The 15837-nt window shown below is 56.9% G+C and carries 12 protein-coding genes; 2 read left to right on the top strand and 10 right to left on the bottom strand.

The window, feature by feature from the left end; translation table 11 throughout:
* Nucleotides 1–38 precede the first annotated feature (38 nt).
* Together CLU85_RS01535 and CLU85_RS01530 are read left to right on the top strand one after the other, a co-directional pair.
* A complete protein-coding gene (locus tag CLU85_RS01535) occupies nucleotides 39–368 on the top strand; it encodes a hypothetical protein (protein ID WP_100408744.1) in 330 nt (109 codons plus the stop codon).
* Nucleotides 368–2662: a tetratricopeptide repeat protein gene (locus tag CLU85_RS01530; RefSeq protein WP_100408743.1), complete on the top strand. Its 2295-nt coding sequence runs from the start codon at nucleotides 368–370 to the stop codon at nucleotides 2660–2662. The genes CLU85_RS01535 and CLU85_RS01530 overlap by 1 nt, the downstream gene beginning before the upstream one ends.
* 8 nt (nucleotides 2663–2670) lie before the next feature.
* Here the strand turns inward: CLU85_RS01530 and CLU85_RS01525 are convergent, their stop codons facing one another.
* From CLU85_RS01525 to sucC, 10 genes are all read right to left on the bottom strand, one after another.
* Complete coding sequence (locus CLU85_RS01525) at nucleotides 2671–4419, bottom strand: PglL family O-oligosaccharyltransferase (RefSeq protein WP_198509124.1); 1749 nt, start codon at nucleotides 4417–4419, stop codon at nucleotides 2671–2673.
* 102 nt (nucleotides 4420–4521) lie between these two features.
* Nucleotides 4522–5031 carry a prepilin-type N-terminal cleavage/methylation domain-containing protein gene (locus CLU85_RS01520; RefSeq protein ID WP_100408741.1) on the bottom strand — a complete coding sequence of 170 codons (510 nt, stop codon included), beginning with the start codon at nucleotides 5029–5031 and terminating at the stop codon, nucleotides 4522–4524.
* Between the two features lie 271 nt (nucleotides 5032–5302).
* Nucleotides 5303–6082 carry a 3',5'-cyclic-nucleotide phosphodiesterase gene (locus CLU85_RS01515; RefSeq protein ID WP_100408740.1) on the bottom strand — a complete coding sequence of 260 codons (780 nt, stop codon included), beginning with the start codon at nucleotides 6080–6082 and terminating at the stop codon, nucleotides 5303–5305.
* Nucleotides 6083–6098: 16 nt separating this feature from the next.
* Complete coding sequence (locus tag CLU85_RS01510; protein WP_100408739.1) at nucleotides 6099–8363, bottom strand: CHASE2 domain-containing protein; 2265 nt, start codon at nucleotides 8361–8363, stop codon at nucleotides 6099–6101.
* Nucleotides 8364–8435: 72 nt separating this feature from the next.
* Nucleotides 8436–9086: an FHA domain-containing protein gene (locus CLU85_RS01505; protein ID WP_100408738.1), complete on the bottom strand. Its 651-nt coding sequence runs from the start codon at nucleotides 9084–9086 to the stop codon at nucleotides 8436–8438.
* A gap of 41 nt (nucleotides 9087–9127) precedes the next feature.
* Nucleotides 9128–9916, bottom strand: a complete 789-nt coding sequence (locus tag CLU85_RS01500) for a Stp1/IreP family PP2C-type Ser/Thr phosphatase (protein WP_100408737.1) — start codon at nucleotides 9914–9916, stop codon at nucleotides 9128–9130.
* Between the two features lie 17 nt (nucleotides 9917–9933).
* Nucleotides 9934–12519, bottom strand: coding sequence for a CHASE2 domain-containing serine/threonine-protein kinase (locus CLU85_RS01495; protein ID WP_255409684.1), 2586 nt, complete (start codon nucleotides 12517–12519; stop codon nucleotides 9934–9936).
* Between the two features lie 290 nt (nucleotides 12520–12809).
* Entirely contained in the window at nucleotides 12810–13496 is a 687-nt protein-coding gene (locus CLU85_RS01490) for a TerC family protein (protein ID WP_100408735.1), read from the bottom strand.
* Nucleotides 13497–13644: 148 nt separating this feature from the next.
* Complete coding sequence (gene sucD / locus CLU85_RS01485; RefSeq protein WP_100408734.1) at nucleotides 13645–14541, bottom strand: succinate--CoA ligase subunit alpha; 897 nt, start codon at nucleotides 14539–14541, stop codon at nucleotides 13645–13647.
* A gap of 15 nt (nucleotides 14542–14556) precedes the next feature.
* The gene (sucC, locus tag CLU85_RS01480) at nucleotides 14557–15717 is read right to left on the bottom strand and encodes an ADP-forming succinate--CoA ligase subunit beta (RefSeq protein ID WP_100408733.1); all 1161 of its coding nucleotides are present in this window, start codon (nucleotides 15715–15717) and stop codon (nucleotides 14557–14559) included.
* Between the last annotated feature and the right edge of the window lie 120 nt (nucleotides 15718–15837).

The following is a 15837-nucleotide window of genomic DNA, read 5'->3' as shown; positions in this document are numbered from 1 at the left end:
TTTCGTAAAGTTGGTAGTCATGCACGAGATCAGTTTCAATGTTTGGTAACTTTTTCAATACCGTCCCCGTCGATACCTTTGCAATTCTCGTAGTGCGAGAATTGGTGAAAGGACTCCCTCCGCAGCAATTGGACACGCAGTCCAAGCAAGCAGAGAAGGCTCGTACCCGCATTGATGAAAAGATCCGAAATCATGCGCGGCAACTTGTCGATACCCATCGATTGAACATTTATCAAAAGGCCAAGTTGGGGAGTCGGCTGCAGGATGTTCTTCAAGAGGCTGGTTACCCTGAAAGCTTCAGCAAGCCTTTTGCATATGACGTTGTTCGGCTCGTAGCACTGGCGTCGACGCAGACGCTACCAAAATAATGCTGGCGTGGCTCAAAAAGAAATGGGCTTCTCCCCATAGTGCAGATTCATCGGCCGCAACGCAGACGACGCGCATCGCCTCCGAGCACTCACCAGTGTTGGCGCCCGTGGGGCCTTGGGCCTTGTACTTGGCGGGGCAAGGCGCCGCCGCCGAGCAAGCGACATTGGCGCAACTGGCGATTGAACCGGACCATGCAGATGGCCTTCTGGTGCAAGGCCTGATCGCCCTGGAGCGGGGGCACAAGGCCGATAGTCTGCGTATTTTGGAGCGAGCTGCATCCTTGCACCCTTCTAACGCAGAGATACATGTCGCTTTCGGTCGAGCGCTGCTGATTGCAGGTCGTGGCAAAGCATCTGCCGCTGCCTTTCACCGGGCACTTGCGGTGGATCCAGGTCACGCGATGGCCAATTTGAATCTCGCCAAACTAGCGCTGGCCAGTGGGCAAGAGGAAGATGGCATGAACCTGTTGCAGTCGGCAGTGACCCGCGATCCTTCTTTGGCGGAAGCGCAGTTTCATCTCGGTAACTTAATGCGTGTTCGTGGCGAACTGGATCTGGCTGAGAAGCACTATCGCAACGCTGTTTCATCGCGCCCTGACTATGTCGATGCTCTGGTCAATCTGGGGAGTTTCTTGAAAGACCGAGGTCGCAATGAGGAGGCTGTTCAGCATCTGGAACATGCTCTGCGGCTGAAACCGGATATCACCGAGGCCACGTTCAATCTGGCGATGATTCGTGTGAATCAGAGGATGTGGGTAGAGGCCAGCCACTGGCTTCGAAGTACGCTGGCCACAGATCCCAAGCAGGCAGATGCGCAGTATTGGCTGGGCAATGCATCAATGGGGCTTGGCGACGCAGTTACAGCACGAAAAGCCTACCAGGCAGCTCTTCGGATCAATGCCAACTACGTGCAGGCCCGATGGGGCCATGCCATGGCTCAGTTACCTGCCGTGCCACAGTCTGATGAGGAACAAAACACAGCGCCAAGAGCATTTGAGAGTGAGTTGGACAAGTTAAAAGCTTGGTTTCGCACTCATCGCCCGGCTGACGGGTACAGGGCAGTCGGTGCGCAGCAGCCTTATTATCTGGCTTATATTCCGCAGGACCATCGCGCCGTATTATCCCAGTATGGTGATTTATGCACATCTCTCATGGGAACATGGGCGCGCAAGGTGGGGGTGCCGACACCCGTCCGGAATATTGGCTCCAAATTGAAAATCGGTATTGTGTCGGCGCATATTCATGAGCATTCTGTCTGGCGTGCCATTGTGCGAGGGTGGGTGGAGCACCTCGATCCCACTGAGTTTGAGATTCATATTTTTCATACGGGCACTGGACGGGATGCTCAGACCGAAATGGCGGCGGGAAGGGCTACCCGTTTTTATTATGCTGAAGGAGATTGGGTCGCATGGGCCAAGGTGATTTCAGACGCTCGTCTGAATATCTTGGCGTATCCAGAGATTGGCATGGACTCAACGACTGTGAGGTTGGCCTCCTTGCGATTGGCGCCGGTACAGCTTGCCAGCTGGGGGCATCCCATTACTACTGGTTTACCCACCATGGATGTATTTGTCAGTGCCGAGGCTTTAGAGCCCGAAGCGGCTTATGCAAACTATTCAGAGGAACTTATCGAATTGCCTGGTATTGGATGCTGCTATCACCCATTCTCCCAGTCACCTACCCCAATTGATCTAACGCAATGGGGTATTGGAAACGCTGATCGAATTTTATTGTGTGCCGGTACGCCTTTTAAATATGCACCACAAAACGATGTATTGTGGATCGATATTGCAAAACGCTGCCAGCCTTGCAAGCTGGTCTTCTTTCGCGCACAACCTGAGCCTCTGACTGCGTTACTTGAAGCGCGCCTTCGCAAAAAATTCACGGAGGCTTGCCTTGATTTCGACGCACATGTACGGTTCATCCCGTGGCTACCGCAGGCGAAATTTTTCGCATTGCTGGATCGAGCAGATGTTTACCTTGATAGTGTCGGATTTTCCGGATTTAACACCGCAATGCAAGCGATTGAGCGGTGTACTCCTATCGTCGCATGGGATGGGCAGTTTATGCGAGGCAGATTTGCAAGCGGTATCTTGCGGCAACTTGAGCTTGATGAATGGATTGCCGATTCGATGAGTGATTATGCAGCGCTGGTTGAGAATCTGTGTGCAAGCAGCGCACGACGAGACAGCGTAAGACAAAAAATCAGTACGCGCAGATCTCGTCTTTTTAGCGATCCCCATGCAGTCGCAGCCTTCGCGCAAAAGGTGACTTCACTGGGGCGAAAAATATAAATCGTCAGTCAGCGGCTTGTACCGAAGCTTGGAAACGGTAAATTTTCCAATTCTGGATAATCGGTCTTTCCAAGCTCATCCCACTGGCGCTTTGCGCTGAGGCACACGCTCTCGACTTGCATGGAGCACATTGTTCGCAGTGTTATGAGTGCATTTTCTGGTTGCTGGTTGAGAGCTTGGGCCAATGCATACTTGAACATAGGTGCTGCATAGGCAAATCGCTCCGATGCTCGACGCATAGCGTCTAGCTCATCGACTGACATTCCAGGTCGTGCTTCCGTGCGTGAGAAACGTAAGAATTGTTGAAGCCCTGTAAGGACCAATGCGGATGATTGGGTGTCTTTGACTTCAAGATTCCCAATTCGAGCTTCTTGAAACCGCATCAGATTCCAGTCCTCTTCTATTGGAAAATACTCCACGACCACTAAAACCGTCGCTGCAGACATCAAGCCACCCATGGTCAAAAGTCCAAGTCTCTTCGCTGTTGGAAAAACCGCGTATGTCTGCATCGGCATATTATTCGAAGTGGACAGCGCTCCTATAAAAAACCCAACGGGCAATAAAAAATATGCGTAGTTCAAAGGGTACTCCACCATGGCGTGGTTGAAGACTAACGCCACTCCCACCAATGTGGCCCATTTCATCGCGTTGTTGCAATTGCGCACTTGTCCCAAAAACCAGGCCCCGATTCCGAGAAAAATCAATAGCGCTATTGGTAGCCCATTCCAAAGGGCCAGGTCAATAAACAAATTGTGGGCACTTTCGAATAGCGAGTAAGTGGGTGGATGGTCGAGTGCCACTGTCACTTGGGCAATGCTGACTTGTCCCCACCCATAACCAAGCCACGGCGCGCGGCCGATGGCGTCCAGCATGGAGATCCAAAATACTTTCCGAATTCCGATAGAGCCCATTCGCTCTAAAGCTGTGTTGTTGCCTGAATTGAGGAGCAGCCATTCGCTCAATAATGGCCATAGCCATGTCATTACGAAGTAAAAAACGACACCCGCCGCAATCGCTGCTGGTGTCGTTCGCAGTTTGCACCGGCACCGCATTAGCGCATATGCTGGCAGCAGCCAAAGCAGAGCCATTAGAACCGTCCTGGATCCGGTCATTACCAAGGCCCACAAAAGTAGGAACGCTGCAGCCATTGCAAAAGGTGCGCGCAGTCGGCGGGTCTCCCATACAAACATAAGTCCCGCAATACCTAACATCAGTAAGGTAGCCAGCTGATTTGGTTGGGCCAGATTGGCAAACGGACGGCTTTGTGGCGGTATTTCTACGATGTAAATGCCTTGGTAGCTCGGTATGAGCCATTGATGAAAAGCCAGCCCTGCCGAGCACAACGCTGCCATCAGTATCGCAACCCACAGGTTCTCAATGGAGCCAAGGGAACGCTCCACATGGATGTTTCCTGGCGAGCCTGGCGCAAAGTGGGTCCCGTCGGTGCGGTAGTACAAAGCGCCTGCGTAAATAGCCAGAGCAAACCCCAGCAGATAAAGGCTCGACATCCACCCATCGGTGGCGAAATAGATTTGTCCACCTGCTATCTGCAGCAGGGGGACCACGGCTAACGCTGTTACTCCCATGGCCATTTTGGGAAATGGAGCAACCCGAGTGCATGCCCAAGCAAGCAATGGCGCAAAGGCTACTGCGGCCGTCAATTCCTGATGAAAGCTCAGCCAAGGTGAATAGTGGTTAGGCAGCAAATAGCTCAAAAATAACACCACTCCTGCCCACATCAGCAATTTTTCTTTCACCAGAATCCTCATATTCAAATAACTGACATTCACAAAAAAAAACGGTGCGCTGTTAAGCGCACCGTTTAGTCAAGTTTTTGCTAGTTAAGCAGAAACAAGATATTAACCACGGCAAGAACCTGGCAGATACTTCGCAGGCATTGGCTTTGCACCGCCAGGACCGCACTTCCATTCATAGACGGTAATATTAACATCTGTATTGGTGATAGCGGCGGAGGTCGTCGCGCCGGTTTTCTTAAAAGGGGTCATGATGACCTCCTTATCGCCGGCTTCCTTCAGGCTGGCTTCAGCCGTCGTGTGAATAGTTACAAGACCAGCATCAGTGGTGATAATTGACATCACATACTTGGTTGGGTTGCTGGAGGTGCTTTCTGCAGTATTCTGCTCGCAGCCCCAAGCGTTGGCAGCTGGAAGTACTGAACTCGAAATAGTTTGAACAGTTTCCGTAATACTCGTGCGGCATGCTGAGCCTGCCAAAATTACTTCCGACACCTTAGCGCGAATAGTGTAGTCCTGGTAAGCAGGCAGAGCCACGGCGGCCAAAATACCAATGATCGCAACAACGATCATCAATTCAATCAGGGTAAAACCCTTTTGCAGAGTGCGCTTCATGAAAAACTCCTAGGAAAAGTTGCAAATGCACAGTAGCCAAGCAAGTGCCATGCCCACTTACCAAAGCCAAAAAAACGATCCAAGCATGCTGAGGGCATTTTGAGGCGTGGAGCGCATTGATTGCGCGCACGGTGTGAGAGTGTCTGTGCGACATTGCGCTTGCCCGTTCCGAAAAATTTGGATTGGTCATTCTCAGCCAGGAGTGCCTTTCATCTGCTGATGGTTGTCACTTACATTTTTGTCGGTCAGGAATGTCAGCAGCAGCATTGAGTTACACCTCCAGCGCCTGCCCCGCGCTCAGCCAGCGTATGTCATGGGCGCGGCCCTGGCCAGCATCAAATTGACGAATCTCTTGCATGATTAGGCCGGTTTCTGACGGCTTGGTGTGCGTCACATAGATGGGGTAGCGACTTGCGAGGCAGATGTTCGCCAGTTCCTGAGCCAGCGTGTCGGGTGACAAATGTAGACTGCGGCGAGCCAGGTCGCACTCGCGGTTGCTGAAGGCGGTTTCTATGACGAGGCAAGCCACAGTCATCTGATTGATCCGGTCCCAAAAAAGCGGATTGCGCTCGGTGTCACCGCTGAATACCCACCAACCTGTAGTTCCTCGCGCAGCAAAACCAACGGCCGGTACCGTGTGGCGGGCGGGCAGCACTTCGATCTCGATACCTTCGACAATTAATGATTCGCCAGTGCAGAAAGGTTGATATTTCAGGAACGGCGACGCCGGAGAGGGAATGGCACTGAAGTCCGGCCAGATGACGTTGTTAAATACATGCGCCTGGAGCGCTTCAACGGTCTCGGGCAGTGCGTGAACTTGGACAGGGTGTTTCCTGAGGGACGACACTGCATCCAGCATGAGAGGCAGGGCGGCGATGTGATCAAGGTGCGAGTGCGTCAAGAACACATGGTCAATCTTGCCCATTTCATCCAGCGTGAGGTCACCGACCCCAGTGCCTGCATCGATCAGGATGCGGTCCCCAATCAAGAACGATGTCGTACGACAGTCCTTGGCGATAGCGCCGGAGCAACCCAGCACGCGAACCTTCATGTAGTGCCTTGCTGATTTATTTGGTGTCGAAATTGGTCGCGCTGTCCCATGCCGCGTTGAAAGGCTGCAATCGGAGGTGGGCGATTCGGGATGCGTACAACTCGTGGAGGACAGAATGGGGCTGAAACTCTTTTAGCTGCGTCAGAAGTACATCGCATTGTGCCCATTCCTGCGCTCCATAGGCTGTGAGAAATTGCGCCCATACGGAAAGCTCTTGGACTTGGCGGTCCGGCAAGTCGGACAGCTTTGACAAGGGCTGGTAAATTGGCACTGCCTGCGCTTTACCCTTGACGCGGACACAGTCCATTTGTTGCCAGGCAAACTGAGGCGCCAGCGATTTTGCACTTTCGCTCACCACGATGGAGGTGCCGTAGTATTTTGACAGCCCCTCCAGGCGCGAGCCGAGATTCACGGCATCGCCGATGACGGTGTAGGCGCGCCTTATGTCAGAGCCCATGTCGCCCACACACATGACACCCGTATTGAGTCCTATACCGACCCCTATTTCGGGCAAACCACGTTGTCGGTGATCTGCATTGATCTCTCCGATAGCGTTCGCCATTTCCATGGCAGCCGAAACTGCGAGTTGGGCATGCTCCGGTGTCGCCACAGGGGCACCCCAAAACGCCATGACGCAATCCCCCATGTATTTGTCGATGGTGCCCTTGTGCCTGCGAATGATATGGGTAAGTTTGCTGAAGACCTCGTTGAGCAGCGCCTGCAGTTGCAGCGGCTCCATGCGCTCTGACATCGCGGTGAATCCACGCATGTCGCAGAACATCACGGTCAGCTCGCGATTGGTGGCCTGCATGCTGTAGTGCTCGGGTTGCTTGACCATTTCGTCCACCAGCTCCGGCGGAACATAGGTGCCAAACAATGCCGCCAATTCCCGCTTGGAGCGACTTTCCACAAAGTAACCGTAGGCCATGTTCAGCGCGAACGCCAACAGCGCCATCACCACAGCAGTGGCGAGTGGTAGTGCCAGTCCGTGTGCAAGATAAAGCCAGAGATTAACGCCGACCAGCGTGCCCACAACCGCCGCGCTCAACAACACCGCAGCCAGTGCGGACAGCAGGGGGAGGGTGACCGCCAGAAGGATGCCCGCGCAAAGCAATTGCAAAGCGTCAAATCCCACCGCGTAGTCAGGTCGAACCATGTTCTTGCCGTCAAGAAATGCGGAAAGGACATTGGCATGTGCTTCTACACCGGGGTACGCTCTGCCCACAGGCGTAACGCGCAAGTCCAGGAGGCCAGGTGCGGTAGAACCCACTAGAACAAGTTGGTCTCTCAGCTGCCCTGCGCGCAGCCTGCCCTCCAGGACATCGGAGGCTGAGATGTATCGGAACGATCCCCCCTTGGCATCGCCAGGGCCTCGGTAAGGAACGAGCGTTGCAAGTTGGTGGTCCACGGGAAGCGCCAGCGTACGACCATCTGCCCGCAACACGATGCTTTCCAATGCGTCATGGGTGCCACCGGGTGTGGCATTGGCAAAACCTGGATGAATTTCCGGCGAGCCGATGACGGTGCGGAACATGGCCAAAGCGAGGGACTCGTAGTATTGCCCTTGGTATTCGGCCAGCAATGGCAGGGATCGCACCACACCGTCTTCGTCGGTGATGGAGTTGAAGAAACCCGCCGCTGGCGCGGCACTGGCCAAGCCTTCAATATTGCTGCTGTAGCCTTTCCAGGACGTGGATATGAGCGGCAATCCCCTCAGATGTGTCAAGGGAAGTGCCGGATTTGGCAATGTTCCCTTGGTGATTCCGTCGCGGTCGTCGCCCGAAAGGTAATAGCCCAGTACCACCGGCCGCCCTTGCAACGATTGCGCAAAAAGTGCGTCGTAGTTCAGAGACGGAGCGATGCGGGCCAGTTGTTCCTTGAAGCCTGGCTGCCCTTTGAGTGGCCCTTGAGCCAATTGCTGGAGTGTGGAAAGGCCCGAGCTTTCATCCGCTTCGGCGAACAGGACATCAAACCCGATCACAGACACCTGCTGCCTCTCGAACAATTCGCGCACCAGGGTCGCCAGCTTGTCCCTTCTCCAAGGCCACTGCCCTATCTGGCCTAGGCTCTTTTCGTCGATGTCGACAATGACGATGCGTTCATCCAGCGTCCGGGGCATCGTGACCCGCAACCGGGTGTCGTAAATGATGTTGTCCAACCGCTCCAAGACCTGAAGGTGAAGGATATCCGCAACGTGCAGAAGTGCAAAAACGAGCGGAATCAGCGTGAAAGCAATTCGCCGCCAGCGGCGCTGGAACAAGTGCGATAACTGCTGTCGCATAAGTCCGGCCGCGAGTGATGGAGTGAAGGGGTTGACAGTTGACGCCGACAAGGCGCCAACCGCCACCGCTTGTCAGCTTTGTTCGAATTGCATTTCGGTACCCGCCAACTCCAGTCGGTCACCGTTTTTGAGCGGGACCGGAGAGGCGCCAATGGCGGCTCCGTTGAGCAGGGGCATGTCTGGACCTTCCACGTGCGCCAACACAAAGCCTTGATGCCTCTTCGTGATCGAAGCCACAGCAAGACCCGGCTTGCCAATGGTGGTGACCACTTTTTGTAGAGACACTTCGCGCCCGGCTGCCGCACCCGACATCACCCGGATCAACGCGGAGATGGACACGGGAGCAGAAGCAGCAGGCGAAGGCCGCGCGGCGGCGCCGATGGGCGGAACCATGCCGGGCTTGAAGATCATGGTTTTTTCGAAATTCTGACCCTCGGCTTCCTGCAAGAATCGAATTTTGTACTTGCCCACTTCTACCGTGTCGCCATTGCGCAGTTCCTGGCGCTTGACGGCCTTGGCATTGACGTAGGTGCCGTTCGTGCTCCCCAGGTCTTCAATCTCTACGTCATGCCCTTCCATGTGGATCACGGCATGCTCTCCACTCACAGCAAGGTTGTCGATCACGATGTCGTTGTAGGGACGCCGACCGAGCGTTGTCCGCTCCTTCGTGAGTTGCACTTCCTTGATGACGACCCCGTCGATTGAAACGATCATTCTGGGCATGATCTACTCCTGATGTGATGAATTGTTGTGGTTTGAGCCATTCAAGAGGCCCCTAGCAATCGGGACATGAGGCTGCGTTTCTTGCCTCCCGCCGCAGCCTGCACCAGCAGCACGCTCACGTTATCACGGCCACCGTTCGCATTGGCAGTGTCGATGAGCAGTGTGGCTTTTTCCTCCAGTGGCAGAGAAGCGCGCATCATTTCCGCGATGTCGGTGTCCGACACCATGTCCGTGAGCCCGTCGGAGCACAACAGAAAAAGGTCGCTGGGTGTCACCTGGAACTCGTTGACTTCCATCATCACATTGGGCTCAACGCCCAATGCTCTGGTCACCAGATTGCGATTCGAAGATAGGGCCGCTTGCTGGGAGGTAAGCAGCCCCGCATCGACCTGCTCCTGCAGCCACGAGTGATCCCGCGTGATTTGCTGCAATGCACCGTCGCGCAGTCGGTAACAACGCGAATCGCCGATGTGCCCGAGTATGAGACGGCTGCCATGGAACACCGCCACCACCAGCGTAGTGCCCATGCCCGCATACTGGGGGTTGGACAGTGACGCGCCCAGGATGGCGTGGTTGGCGTTTTCCACGCAAATTTCCAGAGCCCGGCGCACATCGGTGGATTGTGGCGTGGCCCCGGCTTGTGCCAGCCAGCGGGCCATCTCGGTACGGATGAACGTGGTGGCCATTCCACTAGCGACCTCTCCAGCGTTGTATCCGCCCATGCCGTCGGCAAGAATGGCGATCTGTGCGTCGCGATCCACCGCCACAGCGTCTTCATTGTTGGTGCGCACGCGGCCCTTGTCGGTCCGAGCGGTAAATTCGTAGGTCATGGATGTTATGGCGAGCGTCATTGGGCGCCTGAAATCGGCGGGACTGCCGCTCCCCGAACTGCGGGGGGCTCCATCACGGTTTCCTGAAAATCCGCCATCTCATGCCCTGTTGCATCGCGGTCCGCATCATAGACCACTGCCCTGGGCGTGGGCGCACTGTCAGAGCGAGCCGGGCCAGCGGCGGCCTGTCGCAGATCAGCGGCAAACTGACGGCCGGTCTGGTAGCGGGCTTCGGGGCGTTTTTGCAACGACAGTGTGACCACTTTGGCAATGGCGGGCGAAAGATCAGGCCGCAGCTGGCGAATGTCCGGCGCCTCGATGTTCGCGATCTTGTGCATCAACTCTGTCATGGATTCACCACGCAACGGGAGGGTGCCCGTGAGCAGTTGAAACAGCGTGATACCCAGTGAATACAGGTCCGACCGGCCATCCACCTTCTTGCCCGCCAGTTGCTCCGGCGACATGAAGCTTGGGGTGCCCAGGACCAACCCTGTGCGGGTCTTGCTGGAGTCGGTGATGCGCGCAATACCGAAGTCGGTCACTTTCACGGCGTCGGTGGCTCCGTCAAACATGATGTTGGCTGGCTTGATATCGCGGTGCACCACGTTGTGGGCGTGGGCATAGTCCAGCGCATCCGCCACGCGGGCAGCGACTGACAACACGGTAGGCACGGGTAACAAGTGTTCTTTGTTGGCGGCATGGGTCAGGTCCTGGCCCTTGAGGAACTCCATGGCGATATAGGCCAGGTCATGCTCCTCGCCGGCATCAAAGATCGTCACGATGTTCGGATGCTGCAAGCGCCCTGCCGTTTCTGCTTCGCGGAAAAAGCGGGAACGGGCATCGATCAGCGCGTCGCCTTCGAATTCCTGGCCCAGCGCCAAGGTCTTGATGGCGACCACGCGACCGATCTTGGGATCCCGCCCCAGATAGACGACCCCCATGGCCCCTTTGCCTATTTCGCGGTCAACCTGATAGCGGCCGAGCATGGGTACGCTGGATGTGGCATCCCCGGGAAGCCGGAGGCTGGCACCCACCGGCGGCAGCGTCGGCGGCTGGCTGTTGGCTGTGTCTGCACCCTGGGCACGGGCGCATGCACGCTTGTAGCGACTCCGGGTGTCTTTGTACTGGCGGTTGTGCCGCAGGATGTGTTCGTACACAGCCTTGGCCTTGGCGAAATGACGCTTGCGCTCGAAGTCTTCCGCCAGGTGGTACAGGTTGTCCAAGAGGGCGTCGCTGGCAGGCACTTTGCGCAGACGCTCAAAAGCCATGTCCAACTGACCTTGACCTTGAAGGGCAAGACCCATCATCCGGTCCGCTTCGGCAGCTTCAGCGGATGGCGATGCACCCCACCCGCTTTTGCCCTGAAGAAGGACTCCGACTACGAAGCCCGCCAGCAGCACCATGACCGGCAGCACCACCGAAATCCACAAGCCGACGTAGCGCAGCAAAGTCCACTGCGCGCCAACAAGCACCAGCAGCAACGCTGCACCGATGCCCAGGCCCTTCAGGCCACGCGCTCTTGGCGCGAGCAGAGCCACACTGAGAAGTGCCCCGGCAAAGACCATCCAGGAGACCATGACACCCCAGCCTGGCGCATGCACGCTGAGACCCAGACGGATGGAAGACACGGTCTGCGCCAAAACATCGACGGGGTAGATTGCCCGCCCGGCGTGCAGAACCATGCCCGGCGCAAGAGCCTCGGTGGTCTCGCCCACAAACACGATCTTGTCCTTGAAGCGGCTGGCTGGGGTTTTCCCCTCTAGAACACTGACAAATGATGCCACCGGAAATGGGGGCGAACCATCCGGGAATGCCTGCGTTCGCGGGCGCAAAACAGCCGCGCTGTCTGTGGCGACGTTCAGTCCGCCCAGCCGCAGACCCCCTGATGCATCCAGGGGACGTATGTCACCGGGCCCCAGGTGCAGGCTGTGCTGGGCTGCCAGCAACGCAAGGGACGGCACGCCCACGTTGTCGTATCGCAGGATCAGGGGCACCTCACGGACCCGGCCATCCGGATCAGGATTGATATACAGGTGACCGACCCCGGTAGCCACCACGCCAAGCATGGCGATGGGGTGTTGGGCCGACTGAACCGGTGTCGCAGATTTGCCGAGGTCGGGCAGTGCGCTGCGGCGCACATAAGACGGCAGAGGCGTGGGCACCCCGGTGTTCGAATAGCGCGAGGCCAGCAACACATTGCCAGCCCGCTGGATCGAACTGGCAAGGCGTGTGTCGGTGTCGAGTGCCATATCGGCCTCGGCAGCAATGCGGCTGAGTTCCGCAGCCAGCGCAGAGCCATCCCCCGCACTTGCCAATGTTTCCCGGATCTTGCGGACGTATCCCAGCCCACGATCGCCTTGCGGCTCAGTGAAATACGGGGTGTAAACGATGGTTTTAGCGCCAGCGGTTGCCAGCTGGTCAATCAGCCGCGCATGAATGTCGCGTGTCCATGGCCAGGGGCCCAAAGCAGCCAGACTGGCATCGTCGATACCAACAATCGCTATTTCAGCCAGGGGGGGCGGGGCAGAGGTGCTGACGGCAGCATCGTATAGCGCGTTGTCCAGGCGCTGGGACATGCCTGTGGCCAAGCAGACGGCCGCCACTGCGAGCGCCGCCAGTGCGCTCAAAAAGCCATCGGTACGCCATAAATCAAGCCGCCGCGCCGAGGTTTTTCTGCCCACTTGCTGTTGTTCCACTCAGGTAATGAGCAGTCAATCAAGCAATATCTACGCCCAGGTTATTCAAGCCCCGCAGAGACCGCCAGTGGCCCAAAGCGATGCTGGAGCCCAGGCTCCATGTCGTTCTTGTCGGATTGGCACAGATCTGCGCAGAGGATGGTGCCATTTTTGTCACATGGACAGCGATGGCTGTCCATGTGACTTGTATTCCAGACCTAGGTGGCAGACTCTTTGCGGGCCTTCGACGGCCAGAACTTGCCCACACCCACCACCAGTGCCGCACCCAGGGCAGCAGCGACGTAATGGAGTGCAGGATGTGCCACAGCATAGTCATGCAAGATGGCATCGCTGACGATGGTTTCACCGCCCACCCAACCGATCAGCGCAGCGCCCAGCACCACGATGAAGGGGAAACGCTCCATGAGTTTGATCATGAGCGTGCTGCCAAAGATCACCAGGGGAATGCTGATGGCAAGGCCCAGTACCAGCAGAATCACGTTGCCTTGTGCGGCAGCGGCCACGGCAATCACGTTGTCCAGGCTCATGACCAGATCGGCAATCAGGATGGTGCGAACCGCCGCCATCAGACTGCCATAGGTCTTGGATTCGCCTTCGTCCTCATCCTCTTCGCTGAGCAACTGGAACCCGATCCACAGCAACAAGCAACCGCCCACAATCTGGAGAAAGGACAACTCCAGCAGCTTGGCTGCCACGACGGTCAGCAAAATCCGCAGCACCACAGCAGCGCCCGAGCCCCAGAAGACGGCTTTCTTTTGCTGATGGGGAGGGAGAGATCGGGCTGCCAGCGCGATGACCACCGCGTTGTCACCCGACAGAATGATATTGATCCAGACGATCTTCATCAGGCCGATCCAGAAATCGGCACTTTGCACAAACTCCATACTGAACTCCACTGTTATGAATGCAAGAAGCGCCGGGAACCAGGGTTCCAAGCGCTTCTCTTTTTATTGGAGCGGCCAGTTTATCCGGCCTTGCGGCTGTGGGCGTCCGTAATTGTGCTTACGAATGCCCGTGCCGAGGTGGGGCTGCTTACTTAAGCTGAGCCTTGAGCAGCTTGCCCAATTCCGACGGATTGCGGGTGATGATGAAGCCCGACTCTTCCATGATGGCCAGCTTGGCATCGGCCGTGTCGGCGCCGCCAGAGATCAGGGCGCCTGCGTGGCCCATGCGCTTGCCCGGAGGGGCAGTCACGCCAGCGATGAAGCCCACGATAGGCTTCTTCATGTTGGCCTTGCACCATTGGGCGGCTTCGGCTTCGTCTGGACCGCCGATTTCGCCAATCATGATGACGGCATCGGTGTCTGGATCGTCGTTGAAAGCCTTCATCACGTCGATATGCTTCAGACCGTTGATGGGGTCGCCACCAATGCCCACAGCGCTCGACTGGCCCAGGCCGACTTCGGTCAGCATGGCGACGGCTTCGTACGTCAGCGTGCCCGAACGGGACACCACGCCGATGCGGCCCTTGCGGTGGATATGACCGGGCATGATGCCGATCTTGATTTCATCAGGCGTGATCAGGCCGGGGCAGTTGGGGCCCAGCAGCAGGGTGCGCTTGCCGCCGGCAGCTTCCTTGGCCTTCATCTTGTTGCGCACTTCCAGCATGTCGCGCACTGGGATGCCTTCGGTGATACAGATGGCCAGGTCCAGGTCGGCTTCGACAGCTTCCCAGATGGCAGCTGCAGCGCCTGCTGGAGGCACGTAGATCACCGACACGGTGGCGCCAGTCTGGTGAGCGGCTTCCTTGACGGAGGCGTAGATCGGGATGTTGAAGATGGACTCGCCAGCCTTCTTGGGGTTCACGCCGGCCACGAAGGCGTTCTTGCCGTTCGCGTATTCCTGGCACTTTTCGGTGTGGAACTGGCCCGTCTTGCCCGTGATGCCCTGGGTGATGACCTTGGTGTCTTTGTTGATGTAGATCGACATGTGTGTTCTCCGGGCTTACTTGACGGCAGCAACGATCTTGGTCGCAGCTTCGGCCATGGTGTCTGCAGCGATGATGGGCAGGCCGGATTCGGCCAGCATCTTCTTGCCCAGCTCTTCGTTCGTGCCCTTCATGCGCACGACCAGCGGCACGTTCAGGTTCACGGCCTTGCAAGCGGTGATCACGCCGGTGGCGATGGTGTCGCACTTCATGATGCCGCCGAAGATGTTGACCAGAATGCCTTCGACCTTGGGGTTCTTCAGCATGATCTTGAAGGCTTCGGTCACCTTCTCGGGGGTGGCACCGCCGCCCACGTCCAGGAAGTTGGCAGGCTCGCCGCCGAACAGCTTGATGGTGTCCATGGTGGCCATGGCCAGGCCAGCGCCGTTCACCAGGCAGCCGATGTTGCCATCGAGGCTGATGTAGGCCAGGTCGAACTTCGAGGCTTCCACTTCGGCCGGATCTTCTTCGTCCAGATCGCGGAAGGCCACGATTTCTGGGTGGCGGAACAGGGCGTTGGCGTCAAAGTTGAACTTCGCGTCCAGGGCCATCAGGTTGCCCTTGGAGTCGCAGTTCAGTGGGTTGATTTCCACCAGCGACGCGTCGGTTTCCATGTAGCACTTGTAGATCTTGGCGAAGATGTCTACGGCTTGGTCGATGGAAGCGCCGGTCAGGCCGATGGCTGCAGCCACCTTCTTGCTCTGCTCGACGGTGATGCCGACGATAGGATCAATCATCTCGGTGATGATCTTCTCGGGCGTGGAGTGGGCCACTTCCTCGATGTCCATGCCGCCTTCGCTCGAAGCGATCAGGGCGACCTTCTGCGTGCCGCGGTCGGTGACCAGGGACACATACAGTTCGTTCTTGATGTCAGCGCCGTCTTCGATGTACAGGCGACGGACCTTCTGGCCTTCGGGGCCGGTCTGGTGGGTCTTGAGCTGCATGCCCAGGATTTCGCCAGAAATGCGCTTGACGTCGTCAATGGTCTTGGCGACCTTCACGCCACCACCCTTGCCACGGCCACCGGCGTGGATCTGGGCCTTGACCACCCACACGGGGCCGCCGAGTTTTTGGGCAGCTTCCACGGCTTCTTGCACCGTGAATGCAGGGATGCCGCGCGGAACGGGCACACCAAAATTGCGCAAGATTTCCTTGCCTTGGTATTCGTGAATCTTCATGAGGTCTCTCTCAGGGAAGGGTGGTATTTACCCGTTTACCATGAACAGTTGTCTGGCCGCGGGCTTGGGACATGGCAACCTGCGACTGTATCATGCTGCAACGCACCATCCTTGTGCCTC

The organism is Acidovorax sp. 69, from assembly GCF_002797445.1.
Lineage (GTDB): Bacteria > Pseudomonadota > Gammaproteobacteria > Burkholderiales > Burkholderiaceae_C > Acidovorax.
The sequence above is the reverse complement of the archived record's forward strand: the minus strand, read 5'-3'. Positions and strand labels throughout refer to the sequence as shown.